Source organism: Citrobacter sp. Ce119 (assembly GCF_030334525.1).
Classification (GTDB): Bacteria; Pseudomonadota; Gammaproteobacteria; order Enterobacterales; family Enterobacteriaceae; genus Citrobacter; species Citrobacter europaeus.
Genome location: NZ_JAOWDR010000057.1, coordinates 112285 through 133354 on the forward strand (window position 1 = coordinate 112285; position 21070 = coordinate 133354).

Here is a 21070-nt window from a genome sequence, read left to right on the forward strand (position 1 = left end):
AGCCGGTTCACACTTTTCAATGAAAATTGCAGATCAATTTCATGATGAGTTATGTAGACTGGCCGCCATTAATTTTGAGGCACACGTACTACATGGCTGAATTCGAAACCACTTTTGCAGATCTGGGCCTGAAGGCTCCTATCCTTGAAGCCCTTAACGATCTGGGTTACGAAAAACCATCTCCAATCCAGGCAGAGTGCATTCCGCATCTGCTGGGCGGCCGCGATGTTCTGGGTATGGCCCAGACGGGTAGCGGCAAAACTGCAGCGTTCTCTTTACCGCTGCTCAACAATCTTGATCCTGAGCTGAAGGCACCTCAGATTCTGGTGCTGGCACCGACCCGCGAACTGGCGGTTCAGGTTGCAGAAGCCATGACGGATTTCTCTAAACACATGCGCGGCGTGAACGTGGTTGCCCTGTACGGCGGCCAGCGTTATGACGTGCAATTACGTGCCCTGCGTCAGGGACCACAGATCGTCGTCGGTACGCCGGGTCGTCTGCTGGATCACCTGAAGCGCGGTACTCTGGACCTCTCCAAACTGAGCGGTCTGGTGCTGGACGAAGCTGACGAAATGCTGCGTATGGGCTTCATCGAAGACGTTGAAACCATTATGGCGCAGATCCCGGAAGGTCATCAGACCGCTCTGTTCTCCGCGACTATGCCGGAAGCGATTCGTCGTATTACCCGCCGCTTTATGAAAGAGCCGCAGGAAGTACGCATCCAGTCCAGCGTTACTACCCGTCCTGACATCAGCCAGAGCTACTGGACTGTATGGGGCATGCGTAAAAATGAAGCGCTGGTGCGTTTCCTGGAAGCAGAAGATTTTGATGCGGCGATTATCTTCGTTCGTACCAAAAATGCGACCCTGGAAGTGGCAGAAGCGCTGGAGCGTAGCGGTTATAGCAGCGCTGCACTGAACGGCGACATGAACCAGTCTCTGCGTGAGCAGACTCTGGAGCGTCTGAAAGATGGCCGTCTGGATATTCTGATTGCAACCGACGTTGCGGCCCGTGGCCTGGACGTTGAGCGTATCAGCCTGGTTGTTAACTACGACATCCCGATGGATTCCGAGTCTTACGTTCACCGTATCGGCCGTACCGGTCGTGCGGGTCGTGCGGGTCGTGCGCTGCTGTTCGTTGAGAACCGCGAGCGTCGTCTGCTGCGTAACATCGAACGCACCATGAAGCTGACTATTCCGGAAGTAGAACTGCCGAACGCAGACCTGCTGGGCAAACGCCGTCTGGAAAAATTCGCTGCTAAAGTACAGCAGCAGCTGGAAAGCAGCGATCTGGATCAGTACCGTGCTCTGCTGGCGAAAATGCAGCCGGAAGAAGAGCTGGATATCGAAACCCTGGCAGCAGCACTGCTGAAGATGGCTCAGGGCGAACGTCCGCTGATCCTGCCGCCAGATGCGCCGATGCGTCCGAAACGCGAATTCCGCGACCGTGATGACCGTGGCCCGCGTGACCGCAACGATCGTGGCCCGCGTGACCGTAATGACCGTGGTGGTGAAGACCGTCCGCGTCGTGAACGTCGTGACGTTGGCGATATGCAGCTGTACCGCATTGAAGTGGGTCGTGATGACGGTGTTGAAGTTCGTCATATCGTTGGTGCGATTGCTAACGAAGGCGATATCAGCAGCCGTTACATCGGTAACATCAAGCTGTTTGCTTCCCACTCCACCATCGAACTGCCGAAAGGTATGCCGGGCGACGTGCTGCAGCACTTTACCCGTACTCGCATCCTGAACAAGCCGATGAATATGCAGCTGGTTGGCGATGCAGTTCCGCACACCGGTGGCGAGCGTCGTGGCGGTGGCCGTTTCAGCGGTGAGCGTCGTGAAGGCGGTCGCGGTGAAGGTCGTAACTTTAGCGGCGAACGTCGTGAAGGCGGTCGTGGCGATGGTCGTCGTTTCAGCGGCGAACGTCGTGAAGGCAACCGTGGCCCGCGTCGTGACGATTCTTCTGCTCCGCGTCGTGATGACTCTGCTGGTCGTCGTCGTTTCGGCGGTGACGCATAAACCTCACGGTTTAACAGCGTAAAGTAATATATACAGCCCCGATCGAAATGATTGGGGCTTTTTTTATTTCATTTGTACTCGTGTACTGGTACAGTGCAGCACATTAAACTGTATTAGCTAATTGTTACCCTAAATAATTCGAGTTGTAGGAAGGCGGCAAACGAGGACATTCCGGGAGCTTACTTAAGTAAGTGACTGGGATGGCGGAGTGCAGCCAACGCATCTACAGCTTGAAATATGACGGGGAAATACACTGGAGAGATGGCTAAATGGCAACACTAACCACCACCCAAACGTCACCTTCGCTGCTCGGCGGCGTGGTGATCATCGGCGGCACCATTATTGGCGCGGGGATGTTTTCTCTGCCTGTGGTCATGTCCGGGGCGTGGTTCTTCTGGTCAATGGCGGCACTGATCTTCACCTGGTTCTGCATGCTGCACTCCGGGCTGATGATCCTCGAAGCTAACCTCAATTACCGCATTGGTTCGAGCTTCGATACCATCACGAAAGATCTGCTGGGCAAAGGCTGGAACGTTGTGAACGGCATCTCGATCGCCTTCGTTCTCTATATCCTGACCTACGCGTATATCTCGGCGAGCGGATCGATTCTGCACCACACCTTCTCGGAGCTGTCGTTGAACGTTCCGGCGCGTGCGGCAGGTCTTGGCTTCGCGCTGCTGGTGGCGTTTGTGGTGTGGTTAAGTACCAAAGCGGTTAGCCGCATGACGGCAATTGTGCTGGGCGCGAAGGTGATTACCTTTTTCCTGACCTTCGGCAGTCTGCTGGGGCACGTACAGCCAGCAACATTGTTTAATGTGGCGCAGAGCAACGCTTCGTATACGCCGTACCTGCTGATGACGCTGCCGTTCTGTCTGGCCTCATTTGGCTATCACGGCAATGTCCCGAGCCTGATGAAGTACTACGGCAAAGATCCGAAGACCATCGTTAAGTGTCTGGTGTACGGCACGCTGCTGGCGCTGGTGCTGTATACCGTATGGTTGCTGGGGACGATGGGTAATATTCCGCGTCCGGAATTTATTGGTATTGCACAGCAAGGCGGTAACATTGATGTGCTGGTCCAGGCGCTGAGCGGCGTACTAAACAGCCGCAGTCTGGATCTGCTGCTGGTGGTGTTCTCCAACTTTGCGGTGGCGAGTTCATTCCTCGGCGTTACGCTCGGTCTGTTTGACTATCTGGCGGATCTGTTTGGCTTTGATGACTCGGCAATGGGACGTTTTAAAACGGCATTGCTGACGTTTGTTCCGCCAATTATCGGTGGCCTGCTGTGGCCGAACGGTTTCCTGTACGCCATTGGCTATGCAGGACTCGCGGCAACCATCTGGGCCGCTATTGTTCCGGCGCTGCTGGCACGTAAATCACGCGAGCGTTTCGGTAGCCCGAAATTCCGCGTCTGGGGCGGCAAGCCGATGATTGCGCTGATCCTGGTGTTCGGTATCGGTAACGCGGTTATCCATATTCTGTCGAGCGTTAACCTGCTGCCGGTGTACCAGTAGAACAATTGCCCGGTGGCGCTATGCTTACCGGGCCTACAGAGATTGAGTCGGCCGGATAAGGCGCAGCCGCCATCCGGCACAAACCGCGCTACACCAGCAACTCTTCTTTCACGCCCATCGCCAAATCAAACGAATGTAGACGTGCCTGATGATCAAAAATCTGGCCGTTAACCATAATCTCATTAGCCTGGGTTTCACGCAAAATCGCCTCGAGACCATGCCGCACTTTTGCCTTATCACCGACCAGCGACATACTCAGCGCCTGTTGTACGCCGTACTGCTCAGAAGCGGACCACAGCTGATGCATATTCTCTACCGGCGGCGGTAGCTGGCCGGTTTCGCCACGACGCAGTTTCACAAATGCCTGCTGCATGGAGGTGAAAAGAAACTCGGCGTCGCGATTGCTGTCGGCGGCTATGATGTTGATGCACACCATCGCATACGGCTTTGCCAGCCGCGCTGAGGGCTTGAATTGGCTGCGATACAGATGCAGTGCCTGGTGCAGCATATCCGGAGCAAAGTGCGAGGCGAAGGCAAACGGCAAACCCAGCTGAGCCGCCAGCTGTGCGCTGTACAGGCTGGAACCTAATAACCAGACCGGGATCTGCTCGCCATAGCCTGGAACCGGGCGTACATGGGGATTCGGATCGCGGGCGTCGAACCAGTCCACCAGTTCAGCTACGTCGCGTGGGAAGTTATCAATATCACCACTCATATGGCGGCGCAGTGCGCGCATCGTCGGCTGATCGCTCCCTGGCGCACGGCCAAGCCCGAGATCGATGCGTCCCGGATACAGCGTGTTCAGGGTGCCAAACTGCTCGGCGATAACCAGCGGCGAATGGTTGGGCAGCATAACGCCGCCAGACCCGAGATGCAGCGTGGTGGTATTAGCAGCCAGATAGCCAATCAGCACTGAGGTAGCGGCGCTGGCGATGCCGGTCATGTTGTGATGCTCTGCCAGCCAATAACGTTGGTAACCGCGTTTTTCGGCCAGTTGAGCGAGATCAAGCGAGTGCGTGAAGGCCTCTTTTGCTGAAGATCCTTCAGGGATCGGCGCCAGATCCAGCACCGAGAACGGAATAGTTTTGTCAGTCATAACGGCTCACTTTGTTACCGGTTAATCTTTTAATACTGCATTAAAGATTAGCGAATGTTGTTAACAAAGTGAGCTGTTTATCATTGGGGATTAATCATGGCGCTTGTGTCAATGTGATATTCATTGCGGTGAGTTCTTTACCCACATCATCCAGCGTTCGCCACTGTACTTTGCATAGGGTTGTATTTTGGCACCAGGAAACAGAACGCTGACTAAATGGGGCGACAACCCCGGCATTCTCTTCAATATTCCCATTCACTCGCACCGATGTCAGCGTCACATAATAAGGGGTCGGATTGCCGATCTCCAACGACCCGTCCTGTCGCCACTGCCAGTGAATCTGCTGGTATGCTTGCTCTGGGATCCCAGATAGCCCAGGAGGACGATAAATGAGTTTATAACGTGAGCGCAGGGCGACCTGTACCGAGTTCTTTTCCATTTTTCCAGAAGGAATGGCGGTGATCAGCAATTCATACAGGCTTTCACGGTCGACGGGTAAATCCTCTGCGGTTTTAACTATCCGAATCTTATTTTCTTTTTCTCCCGCAAGCGCAAAAAGGGGCGGCGTTACAGTAAAAGGCGTCATCCCGTGGATCGGTTCGGCCCCGGGCCATTGTAGCGTGTTATTAATGCTGCTTTTGACCAGCCAGGTTGCGCTGTCGGTATTTTTTAAGGTGATGGACAGACTGCCGGCATCGGCATCAAAAATAAACCGTGTGCCACCAGCAACGACGCCAGCATGGCCACCGCAGCTACTCCCGAACAGTAGCAAAGCAATAACGACGTAATAATTATTCATAGTGCAGTTGGAAGGTGGCGGTGGCACCGGCATCGCCCGGCGTTACAATCGTGCGGGTGGAGATATACTGGGCATAAAATTGCAGGTCAAAGATTTGTACCGAATTAGAACTTAACGTATAAGCGGGGCTCTCGGTTTTTAATGGGATAATCGCTCTGTTGCTGTCTAAAATTGCCACAGCAAGCCCGGTAGCGCTTTCGGCTGAAGCATCCACTTTTAGCAGCTCCGGACGGTCGGTGTCGGATTCACCATTGAATGTGACCGTCGCCGTCGTGACTTCATATGCACATTTTTCCAGGGTGATGATAAATCCCTGCATGGAGGTTACGGCACCCGTCTGAAGAAAATCTTGCGGATGAAACTGCCCAAGGGCAACGGTAAAATCTTTCGATGCGGCAGCGACTTCACAGGTATGAGCGTTAATCGAACCCGTGATATTGATGGTTCCGCTGTGATCGTCGGCGAAAGCAATTGAAATGTGGCCCAGCGATAAAGCAGAAAACAGGATAAAAAGATATTTTGTCATTCCTCTGCCTCACTGATAGAGCATATCGAAATACATCACCGCATTGGCACTACCCGGCGTTACCACATTCTGAGTGGCCTTATAGCGCAACTGGTAGCGGAGAGTGTTATCACCGGACTTCAATGTATATAAACTGCTGGCTTGCCCAAGAGGCAGGGGTTGCGGTGCACCTGAATTTAAATCCAATATTTCAATTGCCACACCTGAAGCCCTGTCGCCTTCACCAGTTGCGTTGGTGAGTGCGAGGAGCGCGCCGTTATCCGTATTGGACTCACCTGAAAAAGTAATACTGCCTTTACCAACGCAGTTTTCCAGATTAATCTCAAAATTCTTCGCTGAACTTACGCTGCCTGTACCGGAAAATACGGCAACTGAGAAGTCGCCGATATGTACCGTCTGATTTTCGCTGGCTACCGCTACATCGCAGCCTTCGGCAATAATCGAGCCGTTAAACGTTAAGTTTGGCACTTCGTTTTCCGCCTGCGCGGTACTGGCCAAACCGGCGACCAGAAAGATCATCCATTTTTTCATTTCTGCTTATCCGTAGCGGGTTACTGAAAATCAATACGCATGGTGGTCACCGCGTTATAGCTGCCCGCTTCAGGGGTGCCCTCAATGGTTTTCACCGGCCAGGCCTGCACGTTAATGGTCGTCGCGTAGGTATCATTCAGCGTCAGCAGGATCTTGCCGGTTTCCGGTGGGATTGTTGTTCCCTGCATATCCGCCACAACCACGCCAATCCCGTTGTTGCTGGACTGGATGGCATCCGGGTATTCTGCCGAAGGGGTGGCGACCATACGCCATTCCAGATTCGCCGTAGAGGCCATATCATTACACTGCACCGGGATGGAAAGGGTTTTCGGTGTATAACCCTTGGGCTTTTGTCCCGGCGTTTTAAAGCTACCGGCCCACGTTTGACCCAACTCGACGGTAAGTATTTGTCCGGCGTTAATTTCGCAGCTTTCAGGTACGGTCACCGTACCATTTATTGACAGGCTTGCTGTTGCCTCACCGGGAATAAAGGTATCCGTCACGGTATACCAGAGCTGGGCCATAATGGTTGAGGGAATATTGACCTGGCCGACAAAGGATCGCTTCATATAAAACGTTACCCGGACATGGTTCCCGGTATGATATTCATCGCCTGCCGTGTTACAGGGATATGTCCCGTCATCTTTGGGAATATAATGGTTGTTCCATGGAACAGGGTAGTAAGTACCATTACCTTCATCCTTTATCTCTATCGCGGCCGCAATGTATTCATTGATATTGTAAAAAGTTAATCCATTTGCTGTGGTAAAGATGTCCAACGGGCTGGTTGTCCATTGATGCGTGACTACCCCATTGGGATACAGCGTTGGGTCACATTGGCAATATAGTGAGAATTGACCGCTGCTGGATTCAGTGACAGGTGGCAAGGCACCCGCTCTGTTGTCCTCTGGATTGGTGATGGTTGAATTGACATTAAAGACGTAACTTGTTGTCGTACTACCGTTTGCCGGGCCGCAGGCATTGTTTGGATATGCGGCGTAGCATTCGGAGATGGTGCCGAGAAATAACAGCGTTGCGGTTATTTTTAGAAAGAGATGAAGAGGATATTTTTTCATTATATACACCGAGCGGTAATTTTATTAACGGGGCGAATAGCGTTAGCATCAAGCGCATAGGTTGCATGGCACCGGGCATCGCTACCGGTTCCCCATTGCACATTTAACCCCCCTTGCGGCGGCAGCCCGGCAAGATACACGACGCCGTCATCGCCAACGATACTGCTGCTTTCAGTGTCGTCGTGGGTCACGGTCGCGCCAAATGGAACGGGTTTATTGTGGTATTTCAGCGTAACCAAGACCCGATGTCCGATCCGCGCTTTAAAATCAGCTCTGACTAAGGCGCCATGGGTTGGAATAACCTGTACGACGGCATCATCGATATCCATATCATCGCCAAGAGCGTTAATATCCAGGGCGATTCGGTTCTGACGATAGACGTTGGCATACGGAATAACCGTATAGCCGCGCCAGTCGGTTTTTATGCCCTCGTTGTTTTCTACCGGAACATTTTCTGCGCCCGGAATAGCGACCAGAATATTGGTGTTGCCCAACGGCTGGCTGAGCGTAATGCCTGCGGCATGCGCCACAATGCCCCCTGAAAGCCCATAGTTAACCTGTTGGTAGTTTCCGTTATCACTATAGTTATATCCCACGTTAACGTCGCTATACGCGCCTTTGTAATTCAGGCTGGCCATTCCACTGGCGCCGGTTCCCTGGTTGCCATACCCTTGCTGCAGGTTATAGTTCAGATTGTTGGCCTCAAGCAGCGACCCACTGACCCCCGCGTTTTGCGTGGTATGTCCGTCTTTATCGGTACTGGTGCTAAGTGTGGCGAACATGGAGTTAGTGCGCTGGGTTGGTGAAACGCCGCCGGGGCTCAACCACCAGCCAAGCGGCAGGGAAATATTCAGCGCAACAATTTGATCGGCATTTGGCTGGCCTGGCGATTGGGTATAATTATAACTCAGGCCGATGTTCATATTATGCCATTGGGTATTGTAGCCAATCTGGAATAATGAGTTGGTTTCATCGGTATGCCAGTAGCTCTGTTTGCTACCGGACAAATAAAGGGAGCCATAGCCGTTTAGCTGCTGAGAGATATTAACCTGTACCTTTCCTCGCTTTGAATAATAGAGGTTATAGTAATTTACCCATACAGGCTGATCGTCATCTTCGTCATCAGGGTCGGATGTGTATCCATCCATCTTTTTATAAGTGGTATCGCTAAAGGTATAAAACCCAGAGGTGGAGTAGCGATAGCCTAACAGCTGGAAGTTAGTGCCGATGTTGTTGAGTGATTTTGCGTAGAGAAAACGCAGCGATTGCCCGGTATGGCGACTGTTATCAGCCAGTTCGCTTTGCGCATGCGTCAGATCCAGCGAGACGGCGCCAAAATCGCCCATATTGACACCGAAACCCAGTGCCGACGCGGTGTAAGTGGAGGACAGCTGACCGCCGCCGTATAACGTCCAACCGTGCGGCAATCCCCAACTGAGAGAGAACTGGCCGAAATCCGTTTCTTCCTGTTGCGAACTGTTTGTTCTTGAGCGTCCGACAATCGCCGAATATTTGATCCTGCCTTCGCGCTGTAAAAGCGGCACCGCTGAATACGGTACGCTGTAGCTGGATATTCTGCCATCCGATTCTTTCACTTCTACGACCAAATCACCGCCCGATGAAGTAGGGTAGAGATCGGTAATTTCAAAAGCCCCTGGCGCGACGTAAGTTTGATAAATAATGTAATTATTTTGCCTGACGGTAACCTGGGCGTTACTTTGCGCGATCCCGCGTATTGTTGGCGCAAAGCCTTTCAGGCTGTCGGGTAACATATTCTCATCGGAAGAGAGTTGTGCGCCACGAAAGTTCAGACTGTCGAAGAGCTCTGATGAGGTGTAACCATCCCCAATAGTGAGTTCGCTTTTTAAGGGAATCACGGTGCGTTGAAGATAGGTATTAATATGTTGCCATTTGCTGCTGGTGGTCGATTTACTCCACGTTGAGTTATCGCGTAAGCGCCACGGACCAATGTTGGCCCCGCTGTTTAGCGCCAGAAAATAGTTACTGTTGGCGCCGCTGCTTTCTCCGCTGCCGTCGCGACTGTTTGAGCCTGAAAAATTGTAGTTGACCAGCAGGGCGTTAATCCCTTCGTCCCATTGCTCCGGCGGGATGTATCCTCTGGCATTATTACTCAGTGCAATTTGCGGAATAGAAAGATTGAGGCGGAGTTTTTCAAACTCAAATTCGCTTGCGGCATCGGGGATAGCGATACTGAGGTCAACGCACGACTCGTCTTTTATCGACGCAAACCCGGGGGATTTATTATTAATGCCAATTTTTTGCAAGTAGTCGACCGACAGACAAGGCTGCAGCTGATGGCTTTGAGGATCTCTGGATTCTCTAAACTCGACGTCGCGGGTGCCGGTGAACGTTTCATTAAGATAGATATCTACCCGATAGGTACCAGGCGTTTGTGCGCCGTTGTTTGTAAAACGCGAGAGATCGGCTACCGCGTCCGGATCGTCTGAAAAAAATGCCGGGTTGAAATAATTCTCTGCCTCCGTAAAGAATGACGTGAAGACAGCGATGAGTGCTGTTGTCAGAGGTGCGATTTTAAATTTATTAATATAAAAGTTTGTTTGCATTTATATCAGCCACATCATTATAAATAGTTATATTATTTTTAACTGTTGCATGTTTGTTCTGGCGTCAGTGCGCCAAAATCATTTACCGTCTGAAATTTTATGCTGCCACCCTTGCCGGAAAAGTCGACGCTGCTGGTGGACATCGGCGCCAACATCGTATTTTTGATTTTGTTTTCGCCGATACGGAAATTAACCAGCGTAACGTAATAGGGGGAAGGGTTGTTCATGCTGGCCTTTCCGCCTGCAATACTACAACGCAGAGTGCGCGGGGCATCTACCGACGCGCTGGCTAAATTTTCCGGGCGCATAAACAGTTTGATTGTGCTTTGAGTGGCAATCTGTAAGGTATTTTGCTTAATCTTTTCTTTGGCAACCGGTGGTATGGCTTTACTGTTAAAATAGAATACTGTTTCGCGATCGGTCGGTAGTGGTTTACCGATATACATGATACGTACGATATTTTCATGTTTTGCCGAAATGGAAAAAAGCGGTGGCGTTACGACAAATTCATCAGATTTAGTGTCATCCGGATTGGACACCCATGACTTAATTAAAAACGTATTTTGGCTATCAGAGTTTCTGACGGGCAGTGAAACCTGTTGCGCAGTCAAGGGGTAGACAATGCGCGTTGCGCCAAGTGAAACGCCCCCGGCGCTGGCGGCAAAAGAAATTATTGATAACGCGCCCACGGTCATGTGGACTAAACCTATTTTAACGGTCTGCTTTCTATTAGCAAATGAGATAACCATGACATATTCCTTTATATCAAAAATAACATTCAGAAGTGCAATATAAATGGACGCGAAGCCTGTATAAGCTAATGGATTAAATAAATCCGGGGGCGCTATAACAGAAAACGCTTCGGTCCATGGGGAGAGTCAGTGCCACTCTGCGCCATCATTGCGCAAAGCGGCAAAGGCTGAACTACATTACGCGTAGTTCATGTGGAATGTTGCGGTGGCTTCTACGCTACCCGCTTCGCCTGCGGCGTCGGTGGCAATGTAGTCAACGCTCATCGGAATGGTGTTTTCACCATCCAGTACGGCGATAGAGCTTGATTTTACGCCCATATCAACGGCTTTGCTGTCCGGTCCGTACAGTTGCAGTGCAACGTGTTTAGCCGCGCCTGCGCCTGCGGTATTCGCCAGTGCAGCCGGTACATCAGCGTCAGTCTGGCCGGTGAAGGTGACGGCCGCAGTTTTAACAATGCTGGCGTCGCAATCTACCAGGTGAATTTCAAAGCTTTTTGGCTGACCGGCAGCTGTGCCTGCTGTGGCTAAATGCGTTGCACGAACCTGGTCAAGGTAAACGGTAAAATCGAGAGAATCAGAGGCTACAGAGCAGCCCGCATTCACTACCTGCCCAACAAAATGTACAGTGCCACCCGGTGCAGTGACATCTGTCGCTGTTTCTTCTGCTTGCGCAGAGGTCATTCCAAAAAGACTCAAAGAGGTAGCAAATACGGTCGCAATTAACTTCTTGTTCATAGATATTTCCTGACTACGAATTAAATACATCCAGGATTGAATATTATATGTATTTCCATTTAAATATTCTTTTCCATTCCTGTTCGAGAATCTTAAATAATCTAATTTAAGTTTAAGATTACATCTCAAGCTGGGTGATTTTATTTGCATGGTAATATTTATAAACGTATTTAAACTTAATATCGATTGTCAAAATAATGGTTGTACATTTCATTTTTTTTGTGTTAATTGGATGTCTTATGTTGTTGTTATATATTGTCTTTTTCTCGCAATAAAGGTAGTGCATAGCTTCGGTTGTATTTGTTGAGTGGATGGCTGTGGGGGGCTATATGTTTTATTAGAATGTATTTACGTGGTGATGGCTAATAAAAATAATGTCAGAATGTTATTAATAGAGGAGCTAATTAATTAAAATAATATGCAGGAAAGTATTTATAACGCTTACTAAAATAGTGCCAAATATTGAGATGTTAAATATCCGGCACGATTAAATTATCAGCAACTTGTTGAATTTAAGTTAGTAACTCCAGCCCTGCCAGTCGTTTCCAGTAGCCGTTGCAGTCACTGTGGGCGGCAAGCGGTAATGGGGCCGTACCATTTTCATTGGCGCGGAAGGCATCAAGCATGGCGAATGTTTCCGTGCCAGAAGGGGACAGACGCACAATATCAACCAGCCCCTGCATCGACGTCAGCTCGTTGCCAAGGTTGTAAACATAGCCGCTCATGGTCTGGATCCCGTTGAGGACAAAGACCTGCTGATTCTCCTGCGACAGTACATCGCGCCCGTTCGGGTACTTGATGCAGCAGGTTTCACACTCGTCCTTCGGACGGTCCTCAGAGCGTGCGGTAAAGCAGCGTGCAGAGTACGCCAGCGGCAGATGCCCGTAGCTCAGCACCTCTACTTCAAACTGATTGCGAATACCCAGCTCATCACACTGGTCGAGCAGATTTACCAGCCAGTCGCGGGACAGTTCTACCGGCATACACCAGCGCACCATACCTTGTTTGAGCAGCAAACGCAGGGTTACCGCGTTGTAGCAGTTGAGCGCATGTCCGGCGACAAACGGCAGCTTACGCTCGGCGCACATGTTTACCACGCCAAGATCGCTGGCTTCCACCAGAAAATCGCCGTTTTCAACATAGCGTTTGAGTTCGCCCAGCTCCGACGATGCCTGCACCAGCGCGAGGGTCGAAAGCACCACCTGCTTGCCGCTACCGGCCAATGATTTCGCCATATCCAGCCAGTCGCCCACTTTGGTGGCACGGCGTTTACTGCATACCGCTTCGCCAAGATAGATAACGTCGGCCTGGCTTACGGCGGCCTGCTGATAAAAATCTTCCAGCGTTTCTTTTGGCCAGTACCACAGCACCGGCCCTAAGGAATATTTCATTGCTTCTCTCACTGCCATTTACGGTGATACGCGCCAAGCGTGGTCTGCGTGCCTTCGGACATTGAACCGAGCGTTTCCATCCACGCGGCCTGTGGGGCGTAGTTTTGCGGGTCGGCCATACAGCGGTCGATCGCCTGACGCCACACTTTCGCCACCTGGCTAACGTAAGCCGGACTACGCTGACGCCCCTCGATTTTCACCGAGGCAATATTGGCCGCCAGCAGCTCCGGCAGCAGCTCCAGCGTATTCAGGCTGGTGGGTTCTTCCAGCGCATGATAGCGCTCGCCGTCAACCAGATAACGGCCTTTACACAGCGTGGGATAACCCGCGTTTTCTCCGTCCTGATAGCGGTCGATCAGCACTTCATTAAGGCGGGATTCCAGCCCTTGCTGGGTTTGCTGCCAGCGTACAAAACGGGCTGGAGAACAGGCGCCAACCGTGTTAGGCGACTCGCCCGTCAGATAGGACGAAAGATAGCAACGGCCTTCCGCCATAATGCACAGGCTGCCAAAGGCGAACACTTCCAGGGGAACTGGCGTGACGCGAGCGAGCTGCTTCACCTGATGAATAGACAGCACGCGCGGCAACACCACGCGGGCGACGTCAAAGTTGCGATGATAGAAATTAATCGCCTCTTCATTGGTTGCAGATGCCTGAACAGAGACATGGCGCTCAATATGCGGGTAGCGCTCTGCGGCATACTCAAGCATGGCGAGGTCGGCGAGGATTAGCGCATCTGCACCCAGTTGCGCCGCCATATCCACGGCACGTTGCCAGCGCGCGTAACCATCCGGATGCGCAAAGGTGTTAATCGCGATGTGCAGCTTACGGCGGTGCTGATGAACAAAACTCACCGCTTCCTGCAATTTTTTCTCGGTAAAATTAAGGCCGGCGAAATGACGGGCGTTGGTATCATCTTTCAGCCCGATGTAGACAGCATCAGCGCCGTTCTCGATGGCCGCCTTAAGCGCCGGGAGGTTTCCGGCAGGGCAGAGCAGCTCCATAATTTATCCTGAACGTTGCGCCGTGAAGGGCGCAGAAATGTTAACGAAGAGGGATTTTAGTTAACCTTGCTGAGACAATTTTTGATTTGAGGCAGTTAAAGTCGTATTGGTGACACCAATAAAGAGGTAACAATTTCGTAGCGAATTGTTGATTTATGCCGCTATGTCGTTTATTTGATATGGCAAAATAGCAGGACTATTGAAACAGGGAGTAAAGCTCGTGTTGGATAAACTGCGTTCACGCTTAGTACATTTTGGTCCTTCTCTGATGAGTGTACCGGTTAAACTGACGCCCTTTGCGCTAAAGCGCCAGGTTCTGGAACAGGTCCTGAGCTGGCAGTTTAGTCAGGCGCTGGCCGATGGGGAGCTGGAGTTTCTCGACGGCCGCTGGCTGAGCATTCATGTGCGTGACATTGGCCTCAAATGGTATACCTCTGTTGAGAACGATAAACTTATTGTCAGCCAGAATGCAGATGCGGATGTAAGTTTTAGCGCCGATGCCAGCGATCTGCTGATGATCGCGGCGCGCAAGCAGGATCCGGATACGCTTTTCTTCCAGCGTCGCCTGGTGATTGAAGGTGATACAGAATTAGGGCTGTATGTAAAAAATCTGATGGACGCCATCGAACTGGATCAGATGCCTAAAGCGTTGCGCGTCATGCTGATGCAGTTGGCGGATTTTGTTGAGGCGGGGATGAAAACGCCGCCAGAAACCAAACAGACTTCGGTAGGTGAGCCATGCTGATTCGAGTTGAAATTCCCATTGATGCCCCTGGTATTGATGCGCTGCTGCGCCGTTCATTTGAGAGCGATGCGGAAGCGAAATTAGTGCACGACCTGCGTGAAGATGGCTTCTTAACGCTGGGTCTGGTTGCGACTGATGACGAAGGTCAGGTAGTGGGTTACGTCGCGTTTAGTCCTGTCGATGTTCAGGGCGAAGATCTGCAATGGGTCGGCATGGCGCCGCTCGCGGTGGATGAAAACTACCGGGGGCAGGGGCTGGCGCGTCAGCTGGTCTATGAAGGACTCGATTCACTGAACGAGTTTGGCTACGCCGCGGTGGTCACACTGGGGGATCCAGCACTGTACAGCCGCTTTGGCTTTGAGCTGGCAGCACATCATGACCTGCGCTGCCGCTGGCCGGGCACCGAAAGCGCGTTCCAGGTTCATCGCCTGGCGGACGATGCGCTGGAAGGCGTGACGGGCCTTGTGGAATACCACGACCACTTCAATCGTTTTTAAGCTCCGGGGTTTGCAGGCTGCTCAGTAGCGCCTCAAACCCTTCGCCTTCGACAAGGCGCTCTTTCTGCCGCTTGGTGAGCTGTTTGACGCGATACTCTATGCGCAGGGCCAGCGAACGGTCGCCAACCTGCGCCGCAAATGCCAACGTGAGTTCCCCCTTTCCGCGTAGCGCCTTCGCGCCTTTCCCACTTTGATGCTGCTTATAGCGGCGTTGCACATCGGTGGTTATTCCGGTGTATAAGGCGTTGTCCGCGGTACGGATCAGGTACAGATACCAGGGTGTCATTGTCACCATCGACGTGATAATTTTCAGGCCTACAGTATAAAAGAGAACAGAAATGGAAACACTGACTGCGGTGACCCGCTGGCTGGCAAAGCAGCACGTCGTGACCTGGTGCGTACATCATGAAGGTGAATTATGGTGCGCCAATGCGTTTTACCTGTTTGATGCGCAGAAGATGGTGTTTTATGTGCTGACTGAAGAGAAAACGCGCCATGCGCAGATGTCCGGACCCCGCGCACCGATTGCCGGCACGGTAAATGGTCAGCCCAAAACGGTCGCCCTGATTCGTGGCGTACAGTTCAAAGGGGAAATCCGGCGTCTTGAAGGGCAAGAGAGCGAAGTTGCGCGTAAGGCCTACAACCGCCGTTTCCCCGTCGCCAGAATGCTGCCTGCGCCCGTGTGGGAGATTCGACTGGATGAAGTCAAATTCACGGACAACACGCTGGGCTTCGGTAAAAAGATGCTCTGGCTACGTGACTCACGCGCCGAGAATACGTAATGCCTCACGGTTAAACGCCGGGAGATCGTCTGGGGTACGGCTGGTTACCAACTGATCGTTATCATTCACCATTTCCTGATCGTAAAATTCGGCGCCGGCGTTTTTCACATCGATGATGATAGGCTTCACAGCGGTAAGCTTACGTCCGCGAATGACATCCGCGCTGATAAGCAGCTGTGGACCGTGGCAGATAGCAAACACCGGTTTGCCGCTGTTAACAAAATCCCGGGTAAAGGTCACGAAACGCTCGTCACCGCGCAGGTAATCCGGTGAGTGACCGCCAGGCAACAGCAGGGCGTCAAAATCAGAAGGGCGTACATCTTCGATCGCTTTGTCGATGGTTACGCTGGCCTCTCCTTTTTTCCCCTTCACCGTTTTGCCCGCCTGTTTTTCAATGGTGATGACTTCATGCCCGGCCTGACGAAATTCTGCAGCTGGCGATGTAAATTCTGAATCTTCAAACTCATCAGTGATTAAAACGGCAATTTTCTTGCTCATGTTTCCTCCGTTGAATGGCATGCGGATGAGGCAGAATTTCCATGTTGATGGATAATTACCTCACGAACTATTAAGTCTGGTCGCTGAGGCTGAGAGCGCAAGACGGACAAATCTGTAAAGGAGCGAGGATGAGTCAGGTGTTAATAACGGGCGCAACGGGGCTGGTAGGCGGAAATTTGCTGCGTATGCTGCTCAATGAACCCCGGATCAATGCCATCACGGCACCAACGCGTCGACCGCTGGCTGATACGGTTGGCATCTATAACCCCCATGATCCGCAGCTAACCGATGCTCTGGCGCAGGTTACCGAACCGGTCGATATTGTCTTTTGTTGCCTGGGGACCACCCGACGTGAAGCGGGCAGCAAAGAGGCGTTTATCCATGCTGACTATACGCTGGTGGTGGATACGGCCCTGACGGGACGCCGGTTAGGCGCCCAGCATATGCTGGTGGTGAGTTCGATGGGCGCCAATGCGAATTCACCGTTTTTCTATAACCGGGTGAAAGGTGAAATGGAGCAGGCGCTGATCGCGCAGAATTGGCCACGGCTGACGATTGTCCGACCTTCAATGCTACTGGGGGATAGGGACAAACAGCGGACGAATGAGATGTTTTTAGCGCCGTTGTTCAGGCTGCTGCCGGGTAACTGGAAGTCGATTGAAGCACGCGATGTTGCGCGGGCAATGCTGGCGGAGGCACTGGCGCCTGGGCATGAAGGGGTTTCGATCCTGACCTCTTCCGAGCTACGCGAAAGGGCCAAATAAAATGCCGGATGGCGCTGGCGTTTATCTGACCTACAAACGATTATGCCTGTAGGCCGGATAAGACGCCCATGCGTCGCTATCCGGCATCTGTATTACTTAATAAACGTAAAGGCCGTAGTGACGCGTTTCACGCCGCTTACCCGGCTGGCGATGTCCGCCGCCGCCTTCGCTTCACGCTCAGTTACCAGACCCAACAGGAACACTTCCCCGTTTTCGGTGGTGACTTTCACATTAGAGGATTTCACCTGATCGCTGGTCAGCAACTGGGAACGTACTTTGGTGGTGATCCAGGTATCGTTGGACGCATCGCCCAAGCCAATTGGCTGGCCCTGACGGATCTCATTAAAGACCTCAGTCGTACCTTCTACGCCCATCGCAATCTGTTTTGCCCGCGCAGACAGTTCGCTATTCGGCGACTGACCAACCAGCAGCACTTTACCCTGATACGCGCTCACGTTGATTCGCGTTTCCTTCTTGATTTGGGCATCTTTCGACAACGCCGTATTGACACGTAATTCCAGGGTTCCATCATCTACCTGGGTGCCGACGCTGCGGGGATCCGTCGCGGCTTTGGTGCCGACAGCAGCAGTTCCGACAACGGCAGCAGCGACACAGCCTTGCAGCAGCAGTGCAGCGATAATCACAGCAAGCGGCGAAAATGCCTTCATGTGTACTCCTTAATCATCCTGGTGAGGGAAAAGCGTGTTATCGATGAGATCGCAAAGGCAGTTGACCGTCAGCATGTGCATTTCCTGAACGCGGGCACTGTGGTGTGAGGGAATACGGATTTCAACATCCTGCGGCCCCAGTAATCCGGCCAGCTCCCCTCCGTCATACCCGGTCAGCGCGACGATTGTCATGTCGCGTGTTACGGCGGCTTCAACGGCTTTTACGATATCGCGGCTATTACCACGCGTAGAGATTGCCAGCAGAACATCACCTGCATGTCCCAGCGCACGGACTTGTTTTGCATAAACTTCGTCGTGCAGGCGATCGTTGGCAATCGCAGTTAAGACCACATTATCAGTGTTTAGTGCAATCGCAGGTAAACTTGGCCGTTCTGTTTCAAAACGATTGATCATACTGGCAGCAAAATGCTGTGCATTGGCAGCGGACGTCCCATTACCACAACAGAGAATTTTGTTGCCATTGAGCAGGGACTGAACCAGCGTCATGGCTGCACGGGAGATCGCATCCGGAAGAGCTTCAGCCGCAGCTATCTGAGTTTGAATGCTTTCTGTAAAGCAGACTTTAATTCTATCTAACACGCTAATCCTTAAGAACCAGGCTCTGAATCTTCAACTATGAGCGGTCGTTGAACGCGTCCTTAAACCACTCAACATCATTTCCGGTGAAGGCTAACACATCGAACCGGCAATCCACAGTATCAAAACTCCCATTGTGGCGCGCAAGCCACAAGCGGGCGGTCTGTAATAATTTGTGTTGTTTGCTCCGGGTCACACTCGCCGCCGCACCGCCAAACAAGGCTGAGCGTCGGTAGCGAACCTCAACAAATACGGTGGTGTTGCCTTCACGCATTATCAGGTCAATTTCGCCGCCACGTTCACGCACGTTGGCGGCGATAAAATGCAGTCCTTTGCTCTGCAGCCAGTCACGCGCGGTGGATTCCCACGCGTCACCGGTCTGTTTACTCGTTAACTGGCGGGGACGACTTGTCCTTGCTGGTATTTGAGCCATGATAACTTCCTGTTAATCACACAATCCTGCGTTGCGGTTAAGGCCCCGGTGTTGCCGTTAATTTCGAAACCCTGCACCTGACGCATTTGCGAGAAGTGGTTGGCAAGCGACCAGGCATCGACGCCCATGGCGTACATACGCGCCAGCGAGTAGTCGTTACGCACCGCGCCAAGCGCTTGCTGCATAAGAGGCGCATTAGCGCCTGCCAGCATCGGAATTTCGCTGTACTGCAAGCCTTCCATCTCCAGACGGAAATCCGGGCCGGCAGTTCCCTGCGCGCTGCGGGAGCTGGCGTACAACGTGGCACCGCTCTGGCTGCCGTTACGCATAGCGATCATCGGCTTAATAAATGCAATTTCTTCCGGCGTCGCCAGAATATACACGGCATCAACACGACCACCGCCGGTGATTTGCGCATCGGTTGGCGCTGCCGGTATCGTCAGACCGCCAATGGTTACGCCAGGCTGCGTGGGTACAGAGGAGGCCACCGGGCTGCCCGTCAGGGAAATCCCCGAGCCGCCGTTGACGCCCATTTTCAGCTCAGCAGTGGAGCCGAACTTCTGCTGCAGCACTACGCCGCCACCAAGCTTTTGCCACTCCTGCGCAAAGGCGTTGGCAACGCGATCGCCTAACGCACTCCGCGGGGTCAAAAGCAGCGGCGTCTGTTTTCCTTGATCGCGGATGTGACGCGCGGCGTCGCGCGCTTCATCTTCTGGCGACAGGGCGAAGTAGCAGACGTTCGGCAGGTTTTTCACCGCCTCTGGCTGATTAAGCGCCAGGACGTTTAATGGCGTGTTGCTTTTCATCAGCTCTTCAACATTATTCTTCAACAGCGGGCCAACCACGATGCTGGCGCCATCCTGCTGAACCTGAGCCAGGATCTGATTCAGCGGCTGTGATGAGGTGTCGTAGATTTTCAGCTCAGCGGACGGATTCGCCGGCGCGCTGGCGGTCGTTGGCTGTGCAGGCACTGTTGGCTGCGGGGCTGCAGCTTCTGGTTGCGCTGACGTCTCGTTGGTTAGATCGCTTACTGACGCCTGAGAAGGGCTGGCAACACCGTCAGTCGTTTGCGGCTGTTCTGTGGTCGCCATGGCTGCTGTATCAGCAGCAGGCGCGGCAACAACTGGGGCTGCTACGGGTTGAGTGCCCATGTTTTTCGCAGCTTCAAAGCCTTGCTGGATAGTACGGCCAAATACAGCGGCCTGACCGTTTAGCGGCAGCAGCAGCGCAATTTTGCTGGTGGAGGCGGGCTTAAAGCTCTGCACGTTAACCAACTGCGTTGGCAACAGTTTTGCCCCCGGGTTCTGTGGATAACGTTTTTGCCAGTCAGCAATGCCGGCTTTCATCATGTCCGGATCGTTACGGTTATCGAACCAGACGCGCTGGAGATCCAGCCAGCCTTGCAGCACGTTTTCATCCGCATTGATGACCAGCGCCTGCGCTTGCTCCTGGGTCATGGATGACAGCGCCTGCCAGGTGGCGTCCATGTTTTTCTGCTTAGCATTTGCGGCCAGCAACGGCTCCTGGGCGATCAGGGCGCGCAGTAGTGTCAACGACGGGCGACCCTGGTTGACGTCGATTTGCGCCTGCCAGTACCGTGCCTGCTGGTTTTGATCGAAATCGGCAGGGGTGAGTTTGTCCAGCAGAGCCTGTGCGCCAGCGACATCTTTCTGCGCAAGCTTAATCTCGACGGCCAGCAGTGACTGCTCACGACGCTGGGTATCGCTTAGTTTCTGCGGTAGCTGGTTGAACAGCTCGATGGCCTGCTGGCTCTTGCCTTCTTTCAGCAGTGCACGAATGGCGAGTAATTGCCAGTTGGTCTTGCTATCATCTGAGCTTTGCTGCATTTGTTGCAGATAAAAGCCGGAATCAGCCTGCGCAGTGCCCTGCATATGGGCTGCACTCTGGTCTGGCGCCTGGGTGCCACAGCCTGCGAAAATCAGTGCTGCCAGAATGACTGGCAGCGCGCGTGCGGCTTTCAAACGAGAAAATGTTGAGGGTACCATACTGTATCCAGTGATATTTTTTTACTCAATGCTCAATATTAAATCGGCAA

Annotated in this window: 23 protein-coding genes; 7 read left to right on the top strand and 16 right to left on the bottom strand. The window is 52.5% G+C overall.

The genetic code is table 11. The features are described from left to right. Positions 1 to 19: 19 nt before the first annotated feature. The 3 genes from yrbN to mtr all read left to right on the top strand — a co-directional run bounded on the left by yrbN (position 20) and on the right by mtr (position 3535). On the top strand, positions 20 to 100 hold the full coding sequence (yrbN, locus tag OGV80_RS16185; RefSeq protein ID WP_010723222.1) for a protein YrbN: 81 nt from the start codon (positions 20 to 22) through the stop codon (positions 98 to 100). Continuing rightward, complete coding sequence (locus tag OGV80_RS16190) at positions 93 to 2021, top strand: DEAD/DEAH family ATP-dependent RNA helicase (protein WP_003828643.1); 1929 nt, start codon at positions 93 to 95, stop codon at positions 2019 to 2021. Before yrbN ends, OGV80_RS16190 begins: the two co-directional genes overlap by 8 nt. A gap of 269 nt (positions 2022 to 2290) precedes the next feature. Then, on the top strand, positions 2291 to 3535 hold the full coding sequence (mtr, locus tag OGV80_RS16195) for a tryptophan permease (RefSeq protein ID WP_043017782.1): 1245 nt from the start codon (positions 2291 to 2293) through the stop codon (positions 3533 to 3535). An 88-nt stretch (positions 3536 to 3623) separates the two neighbouring features. Here mtr and OGV80_RS16200 read toward each other — a convergent pair whose 3' ends face one another. From OGV80_RS16200 to ubiU, 10 genes are all read right to left on the bottom strand, one after another. Next, on the bottom strand, positions 3624 to 4631 hold the full coding sequence (locus OGV80_RS16200; RefSeq protein ID WP_286515301.1) for a luciferase-like monooxygenase: 1008 nt from the start codon (positions 4629 to 4631) through the stop codon (positions 3624 to 3626). Between the two features lie 94 nt (positions 4632 to 4725). Beyond that, a complete protein-coding gene (locus OGV80_RS16205; protein ID WP_181231470.1) occupies positions 4726 to 5430 on the bottom strand; it encodes a fimbria/pilus periplasmic chaperone in 705 nt (234 codons plus the stop codon). Beyond that, positions 5423 to 5956 (bottom strand): fimbrial protein, encoded by a 534-nt coding sequence (locus tag OGV80_RS16210; protein ID WP_052128040.1) that lies wholly within the window; start codon positions 5954 to 5956, stop codon positions 5423 to 5425. Before OGV80_RS16210 ends, OGV80_RS16205 begins: the two co-directional genes overlap by 8 nt. A 9-nt stretch (positions 5957 to 5965) precedes the next feature. Beyond that, positions 5966 to 6487: a fimbrial protein gene (locus tag OGV80_RS16215; protein ID WP_080626044.1), complete on the bottom strand. Its 522-nt coding sequence runs from the start codon at positions 6485 to 6487 to the stop codon at positions 5966 to 5968. 20 nt (positions 6488 to 6507) lie between these two features. After that, positions 6508 to 7056 carry a fimbrial protein gene (locus OGV80_RS16220; RefSeq protein WP_286515306.1) on the bottom strand — a complete coding sequence of 183 codons (549 nt, stop codon included), beginning with the start codon at positions 7054 to 7056 and terminating at the stop codon, positions 6508 to 6510. Between the two features lie 506 nt (positions 7057 to 7562). Beyond that, complete coding sequence (locus OGV80_RS16225) at positions 7563 to 10148, bottom strand: fimbrial biogenesis usher protein (RefSeq protein WP_286515307.1); 2586 nt, start codon at positions 10146 to 10148, stop codon at positions 7563 to 7565. Between the two features lie 38 nt (positions 10149 to 10186). Then, on the bottom strand, positions 10187 to 10897 hold the full coding sequence (locus OGV80_RS16230) for a fimbria/pilus periplasmic chaperone (protein ID WP_081375185.1): 711 nt from the start codon (positions 10895 to 10897) through the stop codon (positions 10187 to 10189). Positions 10898 to 11077: 180 nt separating this feature from the next. Then, positions 11078 to 11635, bottom strand: coding sequence for a fimbrial protein (locus tag OGV80_RS16235; protein WP_043017776.1), 558 nt, complete (start codon positions 11633 to 11635; stop codon positions 11078 to 11080). A gap of 512 nt (positions 11636 to 12147) precedes the next feature. After that, entirely contained in the window at positions 12148 to 13026 is an 879-nt protein-coding gene (locus tag OGV80_RS16240; RefSeq protein ID WP_100194891.1) for a U32 family peptidase, read from the bottom strand. Positions 13027 to 13034: 8 nt separating this feature from the next. Beyond that, complete coding sequence (ubiU, locus tag OGV80_RS16245; protein WP_016154661.1) at positions 13035 to 14030, bottom strand: ubiquinone anaerobic biosynthesis protein UbiU; 996 nt, start codon at positions 14028 to 14030, stop codon at positions 13035 to 13037. 220 nt (positions 14031 to 14250) lie between these two features. Between ubiU and ubiT the strand changes: the two genes are divergently transcribed. Next, positions 14251 to 14775 (top strand): ubiquinone anaerobic biosynthesis accessory factor UbiT, encoded by a 525-nt coding sequence (ubiT, locus tag OGV80_RS16250; RefSeq protein WP_043017774.1) that lies wholly within the window; start codon positions 14251 to 14253, stop codon positions 14773 to 14775. Then, on the top strand, positions 14769 to 15272 hold the full coding sequence (locus OGV80_RS16255) for a GNAT family N-acetyltransferase (protein WP_003024966.1): 504 nt from the start codon (positions 14769 to 14771) through the stop codon (positions 15270 to 15272). Before ubiT ends, OGV80_RS16255 begins: the two co-directional genes overlap by 7 nt. Here OGV80_RS16255 and OGV80_RS16260 read toward each other — a convergent pair. After that, positions 15259 to 15558 (bottom strand): GIY-YIG nuclease family protein, encoded by a 300-nt coding sequence (locus OGV80_RS16260; protein ID WP_043017773.1) that lies wholly within the window; start codon positions 15556 to 15558, stop codon positions 15259 to 15261. The two genes, OGV80_RS16255 and OGV80_RS16260, sit on opposite strands and share 14 nt — an antisense overlap. A gap of 52 nt (positions 15559 to 15610) precedes the next feature. Between OGV80_RS16260 and OGV80_RS16265 the strand changes: the two genes are divergently transcribed. Beyond that, the gene (locus OGV80_RS16265) at positions 15611 to 16054 is read left to right on the top strand and encodes a YhbP family protein (protein WP_047408370.1); all 444 of its coding nucleotides are present in this window, start codon (positions 15611 to 15613) and stop codon (positions 16052 to 16054) included. Here OGV80_RS16265 and OGV80_RS16270 read toward each other — a convergent pair. After that, positions 16034 to 16552 carry a type 1 glutamine amidotransferase domain-containing protein gene (locus tag OGV80_RS16270; protein ID WP_047408372.1) on the bottom strand — a complete coding sequence of 173 codons (519 nt, stop codon included), beginning with the start codon at positions 16550 to 16552 and terminating at the stop codon, positions 16034 to 16036. The two genes, OGV80_RS16265 and OGV80_RS16270, sit on opposite strands and share 21 nt — an antisense overlap. Before the next feature lie 128 nt (positions 16553 to 16680). Between OGV80_RS16270 and OGV80_RS16275 the strand changes: the two genes are divergently transcribed. Continuing rightward, a complete protein-coding gene (locus OGV80_RS16275) occupies positions 16681 to 17316 on the top strand; it encodes an NAD(P)H-binding protein (protein WP_047408375.1) in 636 nt (211 codons plus the stop codon). 92 nt (positions 17317 to 17408) lie between these two features. On the opposite strand, the gene dolP is transcribed toward OGV80_RS16275, so the two are convergent. Genes dolP through OGV80_RS16295 form a run of 4 tightly spaced genes read right to left on the bottom strand, consistent with a single transcriptional unit; the run spans position 17409 to position 21020 of the window. Then, entirely contained in the window at positions 17409 to 17984 is a 576-nt protein-coding gene (gene dolP, locus OGV80_RS16280) for a division/outer membrane stress-associated lipid-binding lipoprotein (protein WP_043017769.1), read from the bottom strand. A 9-nt stretch (positions 17985 to 17993) separates the two neighbouring features. Beyond that, positions 17994 to 18584, bottom strand: a complete 591-nt coding sequence (gene diaA, locus OGV80_RS16285) for a DnaA initiator-associating protein DiaA (protein WP_003024948.1) — start codon at positions 18582 to 18584, stop codon at positions 17994 to 17996. 34 nt (positions 18585 to 18618) lie between these two features. After that, positions 18619 to 19014 (bottom strand): YraN family protein, encoded by a 396-nt coding sequence (locus tag OGV80_RS16290; protein WP_043017768.1) that lies wholly within the window; start codon positions 19012 to 19014, stop codon positions 18619 to 18621. After that, positions 18972 to 21020: a penicillin-binding protein activator gene (locus tag OGV80_RS16295; protein ID WP_181231030.1), complete on the bottom strand. Its 2049-nt coding sequence runs from the start codon at positions 21018 to 21020 to the stop codon at positions 18972 to 18974. The genes OGV80_RS16290 and OGV80_RS16295 overlap by 43 nt, the downstream gene beginning before the upstream one ends. Between the last annotated feature and the right edge of the window lie 50 nt (positions 21021 to 21070).